The 16598-nt window shown below is 43.0% G+C and carries 16 protein-coding genes and 1 tRNA gene; 8 read left to right on the top strand and 9 right to left on the bottom strand.

Annotated elements, in window-relative coordinates:
- Window positions 1-67 precede the first annotated feature (67 nt).
- From QVP40_RS03355 to QVP40_RS03330, 6 genes are all read left to right on the top strand, one after another.
- The gene (locus tag QVP40_RS03355) at window positions 68-721 is read left to right on the top strand and encodes a hypothetical protein (RefSeq protein ID WP_022067089.1); all 654 of its coding nucleotides are present in this window, start codon (window positions 68-70) and stop codon (window positions 719-721) included.
- 163 nt (window positions 722-884) lie between these two features.
- The gene (locus tag QVP40_RS03350) at window positions 885-1493 is read left to right on the top strand and encodes a hypothetical protein (protein WP_287575713.1); all 609 of its coding nucleotides are present in this window, start codon (window positions 885-887) and stop codon (window positions 1491-1493) included.
- A gap of 153 nt (window positions 1494-1646) precedes the next feature.
- On the top strand, window positions 1647-2708 hold the full coding sequence (locus QVP40_RS03345; protein ID WP_022067087.1) for a hypothetical protein: 1062 nt from the start codon (window positions 1647-1649) through the stop codon (window positions 2706-2708).
- Window positions 2709-2763: 55 nt separating this feature from the next.
- Window positions 2764-3168, top strand: coding sequence for a hypothetical protein (locus QVP40_RS03340; RefSeq protein ID WP_022067086.1), 405 nt, complete (start codon window positions 2764-2766; stop codon window positions 3166-3168).
- A gap of 4 nt (window positions 3169-3172) precedes the next feature.
- Window positions 3173-3367: a helix-turn-helix domain-containing protein gene (locus QVP40_RS03335; RefSeq protein WP_022067085.1), complete on the top strand. Its 195-nt coding sequence runs from the start codon at window positions 3173-3175 to the stop codon at window positions 3365-3367.
- 61 nt (window positions 3368-3428) lie between these two features.
- Window positions 3429-4667: a tyrosine-type recombinase/integrase gene (locus tag QVP40_RS03330; RefSeq protein WP_022067084.1), complete on the top strand. Its 1239-nt coding sequence runs from the start codon at window positions 3429-3431 to the stop codon at window positions 4665-4667.
- A gap of 210 nt (window positions 4668-4877) precedes the next feature.
- Here the strand turns inward: QVP40_RS03330 and QVP40_RS03325 are convergent.
- Window positions 4878-4951: transfer RNA gene (locus tag QVP40_RS03325), tRNA-Pro, on the bottom strand.
- 240 nt (window positions 4952-5191) lie between these two features.
- On the opposite strand from QVP40_RS03325, the gene pduB reads away from it, so the two are divergent.
- Window positions 5192-5905, top strand: a complete 714-nt coding sequence (gene pduB, locus QVP40_RS03320) for a microcompartment protein PduB (RefSeq protein WP_288200301.1) — start codon at window positions 5192-5194, stop codon at window positions 5903-5905.
- Window positions 5906-5996: 91 nt separating this feature from the next.
- On the opposite strand, the gene QVP40_RS03315 is transcribed toward pduB, so the two are convergent.
- The 6 genes from QVP40_RS03315 to QVP40_RS03290 all read right to left on the bottom strand — a co-directional run bounded on the left by QVP40_RS03315 (window position 5997) and on the right by QVP40_RS03290 (window position 12343).
- Window positions 5997-6698 (bottom strand): response regulator, encoded by a 702-nt coding sequence (locus tag QVP40_RS03315; RefSeq protein ID WP_022067082.1) that lies wholly within the window; start codon window positions 6696-6698, stop codon window positions 5997-5999.
- Window positions 6691-9321 (bottom strand): sensor histidine kinase KdpD, encoded by a 2631-nt coding sequence (locus tag QVP40_RS03310; protein ID WP_288200302.1) that lies wholly within the window; start codon window positions 9319-9321, stop codon window positions 6691-6693. Before QVP40_RS03310 ends, QVP40_RS03315 begins: the two co-directional genes overlap by 8 nt.
- A gap of 157 nt (window positions 9322-9478) precedes the next feature.
- On the bottom strand, window positions 9479-9982 hold the full coding sequence (locus tag QVP40_RS03305; protein WP_022067080.1) for a LysR family transcriptional regulator substrate-binding protein: 504 nt from the start codon (window positions 9980-9982) through the stop codon (window positions 9479-9481).
- A 45-nt stretch (window positions 9983-10027) separates the two neighbouring features.
- Entirely contained in the window at window positions 10028-10675 is a 648-nt protein-coding gene (locus tag QVP40_RS03300; protein ID WP_138271112.1) for a potassium channel family protein, read from the bottom strand.
- Between the two features lie 21 nt (window positions 10676-10696).
- Window positions 10697-12037: a TrkH family potassium uptake protein gene (locus tag QVP40_RS03295; protein ID WP_022067078.1), complete on the bottom strand. Its 1341-nt coding sequence runs from the start codon at window positions 12035-12037 to the stop codon at window positions 10697-10699.
- 117 nt (window positions 12038-12154) lie between these two features.
- Complete coding sequence (locus QVP40_RS03290) at window positions 12155-12343, bottom strand: hypothetical protein (RefSeq protein ID WP_022067077.1); 189 nt, start codon at window positions 12341-12343, stop codon at window positions 12155-12157.
- 555 nt (window positions 12344-12898) lie between these two features.
- On the opposite strand from QVP40_RS03290, the gene guaA reads away from it, so the two are divergent.
- Window positions 12899-14443, top strand: coding sequence for a glutamine-hydrolyzing GMP synthase (gene guaA / locus QVP40_RS03285; protein ID WP_022067076.1), 1545 nt, complete (start codon window positions 12899-12901; stop codon window positions 14441-14443).
- A 67-nt stretch (window positions 14444-14510) separates the two neighbouring features.
- Here guaA and hpf read toward each other — a convergent pair whose 3' ends face one another.
- Both hpf and QVP40_RS03275 read right to left on the bottom strand, forming a co-directional pair.
- On the bottom strand, window positions 14511-15038 hold the full coding sequence (gene hpf / locus QVP40_RS03280) for a ribosome hibernation-promoting factor, HPF/YfiA family (protein WP_022067075.1): 528 nt from the start codon (window positions 15036-15038) through the stop codon (window positions 14511-14513).
- 184 nt (window positions 15039-15222) lie between these two features.
- Window positions 15223-16598: glycosyltransferase 87 family protein (locus QVP40_RS03275; protein WP_288200300.1), on the bottom strand; the 1376-nt coding region annotated here is incomplete at its 5' end.

The following is a 16598-nucleotide window of genomic DNA, read 5'->3' as shown; positions in this document are numbered from 1 at the left end:
AGAGGCTGCCGACTCAATGTCTTAACTAAATGACATTGGGCTATTGCCCCCTATATGGTAAAAAAATATGACGATTCTATATATAGTATGCATCAGCTTATTAAGTTTAGGTTTTGCGGGATATATAAATTACCGTCTGGGTAAAGCTGATACATGGGAAGATGGCTGTACGAATATACTGCACTATCTCGGAAAGGCTGGACGATGGCTTTTTGATGCGGTCTATGAAGATCTCACCGGAGAACTTCCTTGTGATAAAAAAATAGATACCCGTTTTTTATTATATCAGGATGAAGTAACTGCATTGGTCGAAGAATTTAAAAATATGCCTTATTTTATTCCTCAGTTAGAAGCATGGAGTACTAATTATCAGGGATGTCTTCGGGTCGACATTAAGGCACAGAAACTTGTTCCTGCCTTTGAAGATATTAGTCGTGAAGATCTGAGAAATATGTGCCTGGCTATTATCCAGAATTTTTTTATGGAAGTACGAGGGATGTATCCCCCTATTATAATTCCAGTTGTGACTTCTCATCACCTCAGTTTTGTAGTCCCCCTGACTATGCAGGCAAGAGATTCCTTAATGAAGCAGGCGGAAGAACAGCGTATGGCCGCTTTAAAGCAGGAATTACAGTTTGAAGACATTCCTCTTGATGAAGAGATTATGCCAGAGCAGATGTTCCCGGAAAAGGATGATCCGTGGTATGGTTCTGGGTTATGATACCCAAAGCTGGCAGAATTTCCGAGTCAAAGTTCCTGTGACGATCATCCTGCCAAAGAAAAACAGCAACATTTTACTCGCAGGGAAAAGCGGGTCGGGAAAAAGCCTTAGTGCCAGATATTATCTGTATCAGATATTACATAACCGGGAAAGTTATGTCTGCATGGCTGACTATAAAGCTGGGGAAGAATATGAAGCATTGGAGGGTTCTTCCTCTTATGCTTCCGGGGAAAACGCTTTTCAGATGCTAGATACTTTCTACCAATTTTTTAATGAAGTACGAAAGAAAAGAATCCGATTGAAAAAGCATTATACACTCTTCATTGAAGAATGGAGCGGACTGCTGACATATGCAGAAAATCAGTCAAAGAAACAGAAAACCGATATCATGGCAAAAATAGGGGAAATTTTAGCAGTAGGCCGGGGACTGAATATTGGAATCATTCTTTGTGTGCAAAGGGCGGATGCATCCTATTTTAGTGCCGGAACGCGCGACCAGTTTCAGGTTGTAATCAGTTTTGGCAGATGTTCTGCGGAACAGTTTCGTATGTTAGGGTTTCATGGAGAACTGGAAGAGAATCCTACTGCAAACTATAAGTCTGGACAGGCATTGGTTCTAGTGGACGGTCAGGAAGCAGTCCGGGAGATCACGGTTCCCTGGATCCTTAATGAAAAAGAGCTTTGCCGACAGATCCGATATTTACTGGATCGACAGCCAGACCTTACGGCGCTTTGCCGGGCGGCGGCTGAAGGCCGGAGCACGGTGAAGTGACAGGAAGTGTCTGGGGTTTATGCCCGGTAGTATTACCGGGCATAAACAAACAAAATCGTATCATACAAAAAAACAGCCTAAAATAAGGCTTTCCAGCTCAAAAAAGGCTGTTCGCATAGAATAAACCAAATAAACAGCAGGAGGACTTTATTCATGGAAAAAACAAAAAAACCCGAAAAACCATCTTTAAATATGCAGAGAAACGCTTATCAGATCACAATTAATAATCCAGAGGTAAATGGTTTTTCCCACATTATCATTAAAAAGGCACTGATTGAAAACTTTTCCACTCTTCGCTATTTTTGTATGGCTGACGAGATTGGAGAGCAGGGAACATACCATACCCATGTATATGTATACTTTAATTCCCGAGTACGCTTCAAAACAGTAAAAAAGCATTTCCCTCCGGCACATATTGAAATTGCACACGGCAATATACAAAGTAACATTGATTACATATGCAAGAAAGGCAAATGGGAAAATACTTCCAAAGCAGAAACCCGTGTAGAGGGTACCTATGAGGAATGGGGCGATGTTCCGAAACAAAAAGGGCAGATACAGGAAATGGAAGAACTTTATCAGATGATAGATGCAGGTTATACAAATGCGGAGATACTTGCCATGAATAATGATTACATATTGAATATAGACAAGTTGGATAAAGTTCGTATTACACTTTTTACAGATAAATATAAAGGAAAACGGAGACTGAACCTGAAAGTTATTTATATATCCGGGATAACAGGGACGGGCAAAACAAGGGGTGTTCTGGATGAACACGGAGATGCCAATGTATACCGGGTATCCGACTATCTGCATCCTTTTGACCAGTACACCTGTCAGCCAGTAATAGCTTTTGAAGAGTTCCGAAGTAGTTTGAGAATATCAGATATGTTGAACTATTGTGACATATATCCTATCTCACTGCCAGCCAGATACAGCAACAAAGTTGCCTGTTATGAAACTGTTTATATTCTTTCTAATACGTCATTAGAAAGTCAGTATCAAGACGTTCAGAAAGAGGAACCGGAAACATGGGCGGCTTTTTTACGCCGGATCCATGAAGTCAGAATTTACGGCCATGACGGAACAATCACGATTTATGATTCCGTTGAAAAATATATGAGAAGAAACGAAAAGTTTCACTCTGTCGATCCTCAGGAAAACTGCCCTTTTTCAGAAGCATCCCCAGAGTGCAGAAAGGACAAGCCTTAAACGCATATAACAAAACCGAAGGAAAACAGATAAAAAGCTTCAAGGAGGAAACAAAATGTCAGATAAAAAAATAACACCCGTAACCAACAATGAATCCGTCCTGGAATTTGACCCAAACGCCGGACTGCACCGGGTCTATGACTGGAAGCCCTACACCATTCACCGTATACGCCGCATCCTGCGCCATATGGATATGCAGACAGAAACCATCTGGCAGGGCTACAAAGCTAACCGAAGACCCGGCTACTGTGAACTTTACCGCATCGTCCGTATCTCTGACGGCAAAGTGATCCATCCCTGTATCAACCTCTATTCCCTGCAAAAGTTCTTTGCCGGACTGGATTTCCCTTTAGAGGACGAATACACCATACACAGTACACCCTGCCCCCGTAACCAAGGCGCTGTGGACTTTCTGAAGGCCGTACAAGCCCTTCCAGACCACTGTAAGACAGGAAGGTGATCTTATGCTTAATAATTATCCTGATGTACTGAATATCCATGATCTGTGCGAAATTTTCCGCATTGGCAAAAAAACCGCCTACAAGATTCTCCATGAGGGAAAAATCCCCTGCCGGAAAATCGGACGTTCCTACCGGATCCCAAAATCTGAAATCATCCGGTATCTTTTAGAAAATCCTGTTGAAAATCATAGGGACTGATGTATATAATGATATTGAGAATGAATTATGTACATTGACCTTGAGAAAGGAAGGATGTACATTGACAGGAACATTAGTAACAAAAACCTTACCCTCAGGTAAATCCTATTATTATGTGAGGTTAAGCTACAAAGACCCATTATCCAATACATGGAAAACAAAAACCTTATCCACCAAGCTGGAAGTCAAGAACAATAAGCGCAACGCAAACGCCATGATCCGGGAATACGAAGAAAAGTATGCCTATCTGGAAGAACTTCCGGCATCCTTCTCCCCAGACCTGGATCCAGAGATCACCCTCTGTGATTATATGGATCTTTGGCTGGAAGGAAAGAAAAGAGACCTGAAAAAAAGCACCTATGAAGGATATATCTACCGGGTCAACGCCATCAAACAATATTTCCAAAAAGACAACCCGAAAATGATTGATGTTACCCCTCGTATGATAGATATGTATTTCAAGTATGCCTTACAGTATGGGAAGATCAACCAGAAAACCCACAAACGGGAGCCTCTGGCTGTCCGCTCCGTAAGAAGCTACAAAAGTATCCTGTATGCGGTATTTAACCAGGCAGTCATTGACGAACTGGTAAAAATGAACCCGGTGCTTACGATCTCTGTCCACGGAAAGAAAAATGCAGACTACAGCGAAGAGCTTCTCTTCCTCACAGAGGAAGAGATCTCCGACCTGATCCATTTCCTTTCCAGAAGATATCCGCGTCTTGTCGGGATTGCTTTTATGGGTTCCTATTATGGTCTGCGCCGTTCGGAAATCCTCGGGCTGAAATGGTCGGCAATAGATTTCAAGAAAAAGACCATTTCCATCAATCACACAGTTGTCCGGGTCAAGACCGTTACCACTTCCGATTCCACAAAGACCTATTCCAGCAAAAGAACGCTGAACCTTTTTGACACAGCAGAAAAATGTCTTTTGCAGATCAAACGGGAACAGGAAGAAAACAAAGCTTTTTTTAAACGGGATTACAAAAATAAAGAAGGGTACATATTTACATGGGAAAATGGAGAAGCCTATGATCCGAACTATATCACCCGAACCTTCAACCATGCAACCCGGGAGTTCGGAAGGCCGGAAATCACGCTCCACAAACTAAGACATAGCTGTGCTTCCATGCTCATCAATAAAGGATGGGATATCAAGAAGCTTCAATACTGGCTGGGTCACAGCGATACCCAGACAACCCTGAATATTTATTCCCATTTTGACAAACAGAGGCTAAACACCAGTGTCAATGACCTCTCCGAAATTTCCCTTGCTACAGCGGATCTTTTTGCCGGATAACCATAAAAAATCCGCTGGGGAAATCCCCAAAAAGCACTAAAAACAGATGCTAAAAAATTTTTAGGTATGGGCAAGAAAAGTTTTGTGTAACGTTTTGTGTAACGCGCAAAAATCGAAAATTTCAGGGGTAATCAAAAGAGCTTTTTCAGGCAAAAGAAAACACCGGAGAAGCCCATAAAATAAGGCTTTCCGGTGTTCCCAACCATTTAGTCGAAGCGACAGGATTTGAACCTGCGGCCTCTGCGTCCCGAACGCAGCGCTCTACCAAACTGAGCCACGCTTCGATTTCTTTATTTATCAGTCACATCTCGCGACTGCAAAAATTATTATATTCATTTTCATAGCATTTGTCAACACTTTTTTTAAAAAATTTCAAAAAACACGAAAAAACTTTTTTGAAGATTTCAGAGAGTATGTTTTTCCTTCTTAAATATGTAAAAACGCTCTCAAATACAGGGAAATCCATTGAAATCCCACAGCTTTTAAGCTATATTAAAGTCACAATACCAAAAGGGGATTTTTTTATGAATGTAAAAGACATCAGCACACACTGTACACGGACAGAATTTGTCGGAACCACGGTTCTTGATACCATTGGACTTGTCATCTCCGGCATTGACCATACACTTCTCCAGAAAATGAACATCGGAACAAAGTACTATGCCCTTGGGCTGTTCAGCTCCCGGACAGGGGCCGCCGGTCAGCTCACTGCCATTGATGATGCTGTCAAAGCCACCAACACCGAAGTTCTCTCCATTGAGCTTCCCAGAGATACCAAGGGCTGGGGCGGACATGGAAACTATATTGTACTGGGCGGAAATGATGTTTCTGATGTGCGCCACGCAGTTCAGCTTGCTCTGGAGCTTACAGAGAAATATGCAGGCGAACTTTATATCAGCGAATCCGGGCACCTGGAATTTGCCTATTCTGCAAGCGCAGGCCCTGCCCTTCAGAAGGCTTTTCACGCAGAGCCCGGACAGGCCTTTGGTTTTATGGCCGGCTCTCCTGCTGCCATCGGACTTGTGATGGCAGATACTGCCATGAAGGCATCCTCTGTAAAAATTGTCAGCTACATGACGCCGGATATGGGAACCGCTCACTCCAATGAGGTTATTCTTGCCCTTTCCGGTGATGCAGGCGCTGTAAAGGAGGCTGTCCTTAATGCCCGCCAGATTGGCCTGGAGCTTCTGATCGCCATGGGAAGCTATCCGGAAATCCCCGGTACCCCTTATCTGTAAACCAAATTCCCGGAAGCAGCAGCTTCAACTGCAGCTTCCGCAGATATTCAAAAACCCGGCTTCCAAAACATACAGGGAGCCGGGTTCTGCTTTATTCTGTTTTTATCATACGATAACCTACGCCGATATGTGTCTGGATATATTGAGGTGAATCCGGGCCCTTTTCTATTTTCTTTCGAAGCGTCGCCATAAATACCCGGAGAGAGGCAACGTCATTTTCCCAGTTGCTCCCCCAGATATTCTGGGTAATGAAGGTGTGTGTCAGAACCTTCCCAACATTTCTGGAAAGGAGACAGAGAAGCTTATATTCAATAGGGGTCAGATGAAGCTCCTCATCATTCAGATACGCACATCCGGCAGCGTAATCAATACGCAGGGCGCCGTTTACAAAAACAGATGCTTCTGCTGGCGAATCATTTTTGATCATAGCCAGGCGTCTCTGTACAACACGAAGTCTTGCCAGAAGCTCTTCCACAGAAAATGGTTTGGTCAGATAATCGTCAGCTCCTGCATCCAGCGCGTCAATTTTGTCAGTATCCTCACTGCGGGCGCTGATGACAATAATGGGCATAGTGGACCAGGAACGGATTCTGCGTATCACTTCCACTCCGTCGATGTCAGGCAGACCCAGATCCAGAAGAACAATATCCGGATTGTGGGAGGAGGCTTCAAGAATGGCAGTTTCTCCGTTTCCGGCTACCAGATACCGATAGTCGTGTGTTTTCAGTGTGGTTGTGATCAGATTTTTTACAGAAGAATCATCTTCCACTACTAATATCAACGGTTTATTCATGTAATTGTACCTCCTCAGCTGGTAATGTAAAAGTAAATACAGTTCCATGGGGAACATTATCAGAAACACTGATAGAGCCGCCATGTGCGTTTATAATGGACTTACACAGAGAAAGTCCAAGTCCGAGACTCCTCCGGCTGTCTGCCACCCGGTTCGAGCCTGTGTAGAACATATCAAATATCTGCTTTTTATTTTCATCAGGAATGCCCGGACCATTGTCAGCTACAGAAATAACAGCCCAGTTTTCCTCCCGGAAAGTGGAGATCTGAATCTCCGATCCCTGTGGAGTATACTTGATCGCGTTGTCCACCAGATTTATAATAACCTGAACGATCAGCTTGGCATCCATTTTTGCCAGAAGCAGATCATCCTGATGATTTACTGTAATATGATGCTCCACCGAAAGTCTGTTTACATGGCGGAGGGCTTCCGTAACTACCTCGTCTGCCAGTTCTGCGGAAATACGAAGATTCAGCCTGCCCTCTTCCAGCCGGGTAACAGACAGCAGATTTTCCACAAGGTTGATCAGCCACATCGAATCATCATAAATATCCTGATACAGAGTCCTTTTTGTATTTTCATCAAAGGAGCTGCTGTTTGACAGAAGATTGCTGGCGTTTCCTGAAATAGAAGTCAGCGGTGTGCGCAGGTCATGAGAGATCGTACGAAGAAGATTTGCTCTCAGCTGTTCATTCTTTGCCAGGATGGCCGCCTCTTCTTTCTCATGGGCATTTTTCTCATTTTCCATGGCAAGAGCACATTCTCCCAGAATAGAAAGAAGAATATTGTTTTCGGAGGCATCCAGAGGCTGTTTGCCGGCTGCAATCCCCACCACTCCGTAAACAGAATCATTTACCCGGATAGCCAGATAAAGACATTTGGCATTGGAAAGCGTCTGGGTGGTAGCGCCTGCGTGACGGTTGTTTTTAAACACCCATTCAGCCACTGCGCTTTCATTTCTTGTGAGATAATCAGAGGCGGTATCTTCTTCACCGGCAGAAAATGTCATGGGAGCCGCCAGGGTATTTTTTTCCGCAGGATAGATCACAATATCTCTGTTCAGAAGTTTTGTAAGCTGATGAGCCGTAGAAGTCAGAATCGCGTCACGGTCTGTAGCCTGCTGAAGTATCTGACTGGTATCAAACAAAATCTTTGTACGAAAGGCTGCACGGGCAGACTGACTGGCAATCGTCTTCATCCGTGTGGTAAGTGTTCCGGTCAGAAAGGCTGAAATAAACATTACCACAAAAGTAACAAGATAGCCCCGGTCATATGCCATAAGCGTGAATTTAGGATCTGTAAACAAAAAGTTAAACACAAGCACACTGACAATTGAAGTGATCAGGCTGTAAACCCGGTTTACTGTTACAATGGAAGTTACCAGCACCGCAAGCACATATACCGTAATAATATTGGCCTCATCAAAGCCAAGCTGCTGAAAAAGGTAGCCCAAGCAGCTGGCTGCTGACAGGATAAAAATACTTTTTAAAATGTCAGATGCGGAAAAGATAATATGATTTTTCTGATTGTGAACAGGCGGAGTGCGGTTCGGCGACTGGTCCGGAATAATATGCACATCCATATTAGGAACATTTGCAATAAGCTGTTCTGTAAGAGAAGGTCTGCCAAACAGGCGCTTCCCTGTGACCGTGCTTCTTCCGATCACAATCTTGGAAACCCCGGACAGCTTTGCAAATTCTGCGATCTGAAGGGGTACATCGTCTCCGTAAACGGTTTCTATGGTGGCTCCCAGCTGTTGGGCAAGGTAAATATTTGAACGGAGCCGCTGTCTGTCTTCTTCCGTCATTGCAGAAAACTGTGAGGTTTCTACAAACAGAGCAGTAAAGGCTCCACGGAAAGCATTTGCCATTCTCGCTGCCGTCCGGATGATCTTTGCATTAGACGGAGAAGAAGAAAGGCAGACCAGTATGTGCTCATCTGTATAATAATCGCTTTTGTTTCTGATGCGCGCAGACTCTGTTCTTTTATTTACACGGTCCGCACATCTTCTGAGCGCAAGCTCTCTCAGCGCAGTCAGTGTTTCCAAGGTAAAAGTAAAACTGTCTGTTTCAGAAGAATCTGAATCTTTTTCAGCAGCAAGCCGTTCAAGAAGCTCCTGGGGCTCAATGTCAACAAGCTTTACCTGATCAGCATTGTCAAAAACAGAATCCGGAATACGTTCAAGGATTCTGTTTCCGGTAATTGCTGTCACCATATCGTTAAGACTTTCAATATTTTCTACATTGGCTGTTGTATAAACATCAATGCCTGCTTTTAAAAGCTCATAAATATCCAGGTATCGCTTATGGTGCCGACATCCGTCTGCATTTGTGTGCGCAAGCTCATCTATCAGAATCAGCCCAGGCTTTGTCTTTATTGCCTTATCAAGATCAAACTCCTCCACAGGAGTACCATTATGTTTAGAATAAAGAGGCGGAAGCAGCTTCAGGCCATTCAGTCTGGCCCGGGTCTGCGGATGAGCATTTGATTTAATGTAGCCTACTGCAACATCTGTACCATGTTTTTTTTCCATATGGGCTGCTTCCAGCATTGCGTATGTTTTTCCCACGCCTGCCGCATAGCCGAAAAAAATCTTCAGATGCCCTCTTTCTGTAGAGGACATCTGATCGGATGCTGCCGGCAGGATATCTGCGCTCTGATTTTGTTTTTCCACACTATCACTCCTCGTTATTTCATACAGGCATTATAACATATCTGACAAAATTCTGCACAAAAATATATTGGACACAGATATTCTTATGTAAAGCCGGAAACAGCAGCTACTTTTCCAGATATCCGGCTTTCAGCAGCCGGATAAATAATTCCGCTTCCTGGGAAATACGGTCTTTTTTCCACAAAGCCTTCACAAGAAATTTCTGGCTGTTAAGAGGCATAACAGGAAGTCCCAACGGCTCACATGCAAGAATGTTTTCATCCAGCAGAAAAAGAAAAGAACCCAGCTTTTGATCCGGCTCTGTGTTTACATCCGCCCGGATAAATCCAAAATCAATTTTTCCTGTATTCAGCTGCTTCTGAATATCCTTTGCAGAACCGTAGAAAAGACTCAGCTCACAGCCGGGAGCCTGGCGGGAAAACCTTTCCAGAAGGTCATTTAAAAGAGAGACTTCTTCTGTATGTTCAAATGCAATAGAAAGCATTGAGGGCCTGTCGGAACTGATCACAGTCCGGCTGCTGTCGCCAAAGAAAATATCCAGTTTTTTCAGTATGAGAAAGCACAGGGCAAAAACAGCAGCTACTGCGCAGACCAGAATCAGTTCTTTCATAAAATCATCCCTTCATGTTTCATATTTACGGAAGCTTTATTCCAATCAGATATGGAAACACTTCTGAATATCTCTGATGTTTCCAAGAACAAGCATGGTATTGTTTTCCGGAACAGGAGTATCTGATTTAATATTCAGATTCATGACTCCCATATGTTTAAATGCCATGATATTAATGTTGTGCTTGTTTCGGATGTCAAGCTGTCCAACAGTTCTTCCCACCCAGTTTTCCGGAACAGAAATTTCAAAAATAGCATGTTCATCATCAAGCTCCACATAGTCCAGAATGTGGTCTGCACTGTAACGGATCGCTGCCCATTCAGCCATCTGCTTTTCCGGATAAATAACTTCATCAGCGCCGTTTTTCAGGAGGAGTTTGGCGTGAACATCTCTGGCTGCTCTGGAAACAACATATTTTGCGCCCAGCTCACTGAGCAGGGAAGTGGCTTCCAGAGAACTCTGGAAATCATCTCCAATGGCCACAATACATACGTCGAAATTCCTTACTCCAAGAGATTCCATAAATCCTTCCTTTGTGGCGTCACCAATCTGTGCATTTGTAACATAAGGAAGAATGGCATCTACTCTTTCTTCATTTCTGTCAATAGCCATTACCTGATGATTAAGCTCATCCAGTTTCATGGCAATATGGCGTCCGAATCTTCCAAGTCCTATCAGTAAAATTGATTTCATCATAGCTATTGTCTCCTTTTATTAACCTACTGTAATTTTTTCCTGCGGATATCTGGAACCGTAGGAATTTCTTTCTGAAAGCGCTGCAAAAATAAGTGTCAGGCCGCCAACCCTGCCAAAAAACATAAGCAGGATCAGGATCAGTCTTGAAACCATTCCAAGGGTTGGGGTCAGTCCAAGAGACAGACCAACCGTACCAATGGCAGAGCTTGTTTCAAACAAAGCGGAAATCAGCGGAACCTTGTCAATGTAACTGATTATCATGCCTCCGCCAAGAAACAGAACCAGATACATCAGCAGAATAGTCGCAGCATTTTTGATCACACTGTCCGGAACACGTCTGCGGAAAAAGTGCGCAGAATCGTTTTTGCGGAACACGGACAAAGCGGAAGAAAACAGAACTGCGATGGTAGTTGTCTTCATACCGCCGGCTGTGGAACCCGGAGAACCACCGATCAGCATCAGGATGATCATAAGCATCAGTCCGGTTTCTGTAAGCAGAGTCAGATCTGCAGTGTTAAATCCTGCTGTTCTTGGCGTTACAGACTGGAACAGGGAGGTCCAGATCCTTTCTCCCAGAGGCAGACCGGAAAATTCACAGAAAAAGAAGTAAACAGCCGGAACTGCAATCAAAACAGCAGTAACAGTCAGAATAACTTTACTCTGCATATTATATTTTTTAAACTGCAGTTTATTTTTCTTAATATCTGCCCAGGTAACAAAGCCCACACCACCTGTTACGATCAAAGCCATGATCGTAAAGTTTACAAGAGGATTTGAAGCATAGGAGGTCAGAGAGGAAAAAGGTTCTCTGACACCGAGAAGATCAAACCCGGCGTTGCAGAAAGCAGATACAGCGTGGAACAGAGAATACCACAGTCCTTTCAGAATACCGAAATCCTTGCAGAATACAGGCATCAGAAGCGCTGCTCCGATCAGTTCTATAAAAATACTGGTTTTCAGAATAAATTTGGTCAAACGTACGATACCGCCAACCTGGTGGGCAGAGATTGCTTCCTGCATGGTGCTTCGCTGCATCAGACCAATTTTTCGGCCGGACGCAACAGCAATGGCAACAGCAATTGTCACAACGCCCATACCGCCGATCTGGATCAGCGTCAGAATGATCGCCTGACCAAATTCAGACCAGTAGGTTGCAGTATCATGGATAATAAGTCCTGTTACACAAACTGCAGATGTGGCAGTAAAAAGGCTGTCTGCAAAGGATGCGCCATTTCCGTCCCGGGTGGAAAGCGGAAGCATCAGAAGCAGGCTGCCAAGAAGTATTACAGAAAAAAATCCCAGGATGATTACCTGAAAAGAAGTAAAATGTCGGTGTTTTCGGTTTCCTGTATAATTCATTACGGCGATTGTCTCCCTTTATCTCGTCTTTATGTTGTCCTAATCATATCTTAATTCGTATTAAGTATGTATAAATAAGAATTTGATGATATTAGGATTGTATAAAGGCGAAAGGAGTTATCCTAAGAACAATGTAACCGGTAGTGTAACCAGGACAGTGAGAAGAGATACAGCTGCCAGAATAAAAACAGGAAGTCCGATAAACATAGCCAGGACAGCTGCATGTGGATGACGAAAAGCAAAACGCTCTGCACGGTTGTCAAATTTATCTTCTAATTTGTGTATGGATTTTAAAATATTGGACATAATCATTTCTCCATTCTTATTTTATGGTAAAACTCTGTTGCCAGGCTTTCCTCTGTTCTGAAATTATGGTAACACGGAAAAAATTAAGATGGGAAAAACGCATGGTCCTGTGAGATAAAAGTTCTATAAAGAAGGAGGGCCGGGCTGTATGGCCCGGCGAGTATGAAAAAGAAAAATTTAATTTATGTAAAAAAGCATTCGCTTTATTTACTTAATACTATAAATGGAATTTGTGATGAAAATGTGAGGATAAATTGAAAAAAGGGTGATGTAATTCTAAAAAACCTGTAAAATCATAAGTGCCGGAACCGGGATTCCGGAATATATCCCAGAATTCTGAGACATACAGCATAAAATGTCCTCATGGAAGATGATCGGGAATGCATTTTGACCAGGATGCTGTGAACGAAGTAAAAAGAAGGCACGATTTTTGCGAGGCCTGACCTAATGAAAAAAAATATTGTAAAATACAGCCGCCTTCTATATAATAGGAAAAGAAAAAACAGGAAAAGCAAACGAGCGCTTTGCTCATAGACAACTCTCAGGAGGAAAATAATGAAAAGAGAAACAGTTGTTGTACTTGATTTCGGCGGTCAGTATAATCAGTTGATTGCCCGCCGTGTAAGGGAATGCAATGTATATTGTGAAATCTATTCCTATAAGACAGATATTGAAAAAATAAAAGAAATCCAGCCTAAGGGAATTATTTTTACAGGCGGACCAAACAGTGTATATCTGGAAGATTCACCTGCATATGCAGAAGAAATTTACAAACTCGGAATCCCGATCCTGGGAATCTGCTACGGTTCTCAGCTTATGATGCACCAGCTTGGCGGAAAGGTAGAAAAAGCTCCGGTGCGCGAATACGGAAAAATTGAGGTTCACGTAAACACAGATTCTGCACTGTTCCAAGGAGTTTCTCCAAAAACAATCTGCTGGATGAGTCATAATGACTACATTTCCAAAGAAGCTCCCGGCTTTGAAATTTCTGCCTGGACAAATGACTGCCCTGTAGCTGCAGTGGAAAATAAAGAAAAGAAGCTTTATGCAGTTCAGTTCCACCCGGAGGTGCTTCATACTCAGGAAGGAACCAAAATGCTGTCAAACTTTGTATATCAGGTATGCGGATGTGCGGGAGACTGGAAAATGGATTCTTTTGTAGAAGATTCCATTAAAGCGATCCGTGAAAAGGTCGGAAGCGGAAAGGTTCTCTGCGCCCTTTCAGGCGGAGTGGATTCTTCTGTTGCAGCAGTCCTTCTTTCAAAAGCAGTAGGCAGCCAGCTTACCTGCGTATTCGTGGATCACGGTCTTCTCCGCAAGGATGAAGGCGATGAAGTGGAAGCTGTCTTTGGTCCGGAAGGTTCCTATGATCTGAATTTTATCCGTGTAAATGCTCAGGAACGTTTTTATGAAAAACTGAAGGGCGTTGAGGAGCCGGAGCGTAAGCGTAAAATCATCGGCGAAGAATTTATCCGTGTGTTTGAGGAGGAAGCAAAAAAAATCGGCGCCGTGGATTTCCTTGTACAGGGAACCATTTACCCGGATGTTGTTGAAAGCGGCGTAGGGGGCGAGTCCACTGTTATCAAATCACACCACAATGTGGGAGGACTTCCTGACTATGTTGATTTTAAAGAAATCATTGAGCCTCTGAGAAATCTGTTTAAAGATGAAGTGCGTAAAGCGGGACTGGAGCTTGGCATTCCGGAGTATCTTGTATTCCGCCAGCCGTTCCCGGGCCCGGGACTGGGCATCCGTATTATCGGAGAGGTAACTGCTGAAAAAGTAAAAATGGTTCAGGAGGCTGATGCCATCTGGCGTGAAGAGATTGCAAACGCAGGCTGGGATAAAAAGGTAAATCAGTACTTCGCAGCACTGACAAATATGAGATCTGTCGGAGTTATGGGAGACGAAAGAACCTACGATTATGCCATTGCCCTTCGCGCAGTAACCACTACAGATTTTATGACTGCAGAAAGCGCTGAGCTTCCGTGGGAAATTATCGGAAAAGCTACCAGCAGGATTGTCAATGAAGTAAAACATGTAAACCGTGTTCTTTATGACTGCACCGGAAAGCCTCCGGCAACAATTGAAATGGAATAAAGAAATGTCATAAATTTATAAAAGCTGAGACAGAAAACTGTCTCAGCTTTTATTTATTCAGGTTGGTTTAGAATTCCGGCTCAATAAGACCGTAAGTGTTTCCTTTACGTTTGTAAACAACATTTACCTGATCTGTCTCTGCATTAACAAATACAAAGAAGTTATGTCCCAGAAGTTCCATCTGAACACATGCATCCTCAGGATACATTGGCTTGATATCAAACTTCTTGGTACGGATGATTTTTACTTCTTCATCCTCCTCATAATCTTTTTCCAGATACTCCTGCTGGAAATTGCCAGGTGCCTGCTTCCTGTCTACAATTTTATTTTTGTATTTACGCAGCTGACGCTCAATTACTTCTTCCACCAGGTCAATAGATACATACATATCATTGCTTACCTGCTCGGAGCGTATAATATTTCCCTTCACTGGGATTGTAACCTCGATCTTCTGTCTTTCTTTTTCAACACTTAAAGTTACTACAACTTCGGTGTCAGGAGTGAAATACCTTTCCAGCTTTCCAAGCTTGTCTTCAACGGCTGTTCTAAGCCCTTCAGAAACTGTGATGTTTTTTCCGCTAATAATAAATTTCATACATCCATCCCCTTTGCTGTTTATTTGGGTAATGTCCACGCAGGTAAAAATCTGCGTCTATTACTTATGGGTTCATTATACCACATACTTATGAATTTTAACAACACTTTACGAAATTTTTATATTAATAATTGATAAATTTCGCTATTAACTGATAAAAGCAGATACTCATAGGCTCTGTTTCTTACTGCACCCCGGAAATACACATCTGAAGGCTTCTTTTTTCAGAAGGATCTTCCAGAAGTTCTGTTCCTTTCTTGTCTGTTACACAGTAAAGACCTTTTCCGCTTCCTTTTGGCGCATCACTGGAAATTTCCAGACGATAGGTTTTTCCCGGCTCTACAGAGATTTTTTCTTTCAGGAAAGGATAAAGAGCTGTATTCTCTTTCATTCCATAGGTATCCCCATTTTTTTCATAAATCACCTTTCCTGTATCTTTTTCTTTCAGCACCACATTCAGGCTGTTGATCTCACTGTTGCCCGGCTCTGTGTATATACGGACCTTAATTCCGGAAAGTGTATGACCGTCTGCAGTAAATTCCTGTATCACCGGGACATTTTCTTCCAGCATCACCACATTCTCTGCTTCCATATTCTGCCTGCTGTTGTCAAAGAAATTTATTTTCCCCTGAAGGACACCTGCCGCACATACAGTCATTGGAAGTACAAATGCAGCCACTCCAAACAGAAAGGCTGCCCTTATCTGCCACACCATCCCGCAGGCAATGACATTTCCTTTTCTGCTGTGATACCTGGGATGTCCGAATACTACATAAATCAGCAATACCACCCACATGGCAGTACAGAGAAGCTCCTGGTCATGGAACCCGTAAAGATCCCACATACGTACGGAAAACTCACGGTCTTTTAGAATATATTTGAGAATACCGCTGTTCAGCACTCTCTCATCAACCATACTCTGGCTGCAGAAAATATACATGGCAAGCATAAAAATATTTGTTACCATATAAAGAAGATTTCCATTTCCATTCATCATAAAGTTCAGAACAAGGAATGGCGCCATTAAAAGGATCCACTGGGGATTCCAGGTGGAAAATCCAAAGATCGCAAAGCTTACTGCCACACAGAAAAATACGGACCATGACCGAAGCTCATCCTGCGTCTCTGCTTTTTTCTGATAAGCCCACACCAGCACAAAGGCTGCTGCCGCTGCAAGAAGATTGATCCCGCTGAAAAATCCCAGAGAAAAAGGCTTCTGTACATATTCCAGCGCTCCAAAACCAAATACATTTCTTCTAAACGCTTCAGATCCTATATTTGGAAGAATCTCTGCAAGCAAAGGGACAAGCATAACAGCAGTATATTTAATCAGATTTCTGATCTTCTTTTCCTTCAGAAGCAGAAGTACCAGGAAATAAAGCACTGCATGATATTTAAAGGTTGCAGCAAATCCGCACATAAGGGCAAACTGCCACATTTTCCCCCGAAGGAAAAAATAAAATCCCAGTACCAGAAAGAGCACAGTAAATATGTCATACTGGCTGAAAATAAACTGGCTGAACACCCCCATCGGAAATACAAGAAATGCAAACTTGCACA

Source organism: Blautia sp. CAG:257 (assembly GCF_000433815.1).
GTDB classification, from domain to species: domain Bacteria; phylum Bacillota; class Clostridia; order Lachnospirales; family Lachnospiraceae; genus Blautia_A; species Blautia_A caecimuris.
This window is presented reverse-complemented; position numbering and strand designations above follow the sequence as displayed.

Coding starts and splice junctions, on each gene's coding strand:
- QVP40_RS03350 (WP_287575713.1), top strand. CDS start 885: ATGGCTGACTATAAAGCTGGGGAAGAATATGAAGCATTGGAGGGTTCT.
- QVP40_RS03355 (WP_022067089.1), top strand. CDS start 68: ATGACGATTCTATATATAGTATGCATCAGCTTATTAAGTTTAGGTTTT.
- QVP40_RS03340 (WP_022067086.1), top strand. CDS start 2,764: ATGTCAGATAAAAAAATAACACCCGTAACCAACAATGAATCCGTCCTG.
- QVP40_RS03290 (WP_022067077.1), bottom strand. CDS start 12,343: ATGTCCAATATTTTAAAATCCATACACAAATTAGAAGATAAATTTGAC.
- guaA (WP_022067076.1), top strand. CDS start 12,899: ATGAAAAGAGAAACAGTTGTTGTACTTGATTTCGGCGGTCAGTATAAT.
- QVP40_RS03300 (WP_138271112.1), bottom strand. CDS start 10,675: ATGAAATCAATTTTACTGATAGGACTTGGAAGATTCGGACGCCATATT.
- pduB (WP_288200301.1), top strand. CDS start 5,192: ATGAATGTAAAAGACATCAGCACACACTGTACACGGACAGAATTTGTC.
- QVP40_RS03345 (WP_022067087.1), top strand. CDS start 1,647: ATGGAAAAAACAAAAAAACCCGAAAAACCATCTTTAAATATGCAGAGA.
- QVP40_RS03305 (WP_022067080.1), bottom strand. CDS start 9,982: ATGAAAGAACTGATTCTGGTCTGCGCAGTAGCTGCTGTTTTTGCCCTG.
- hpf (WP_022067075.1), bottom strand. CDS start 15,038: ATGAAATTTATTATTAGCGGAAAAAACATCACAGTTTCTGAAGGGCTT.
- QVP40_RS03315 (WP_022067082.1), bottom strand. CDS start 6,698: ATGAATAAACCGTTGATATTAGTAGTGGAAGATGATTCTTCTGTAAAA.
- QVP40_RS03310 (WP_288200302.1), bottom strand. CDS start 9,321: ATGTCCTCTACAGAAAGAGGGCATCTGAAGATTTTTTTCGGCTATGCG.
- QVP40_RS03335 (WP_022067085.1), top strand. CDS start 3,173: ATGCTTAATAATTATCCTGATGTACTGAATATCCATGATCTGTGCGAA.
- QVP40_RS03295 (WP_022067078.1), bottom strand. CDS start 12,037: ATGAATTATACAGGAAACCGAAAACACCGACATTTTACTTCTTTTCAG.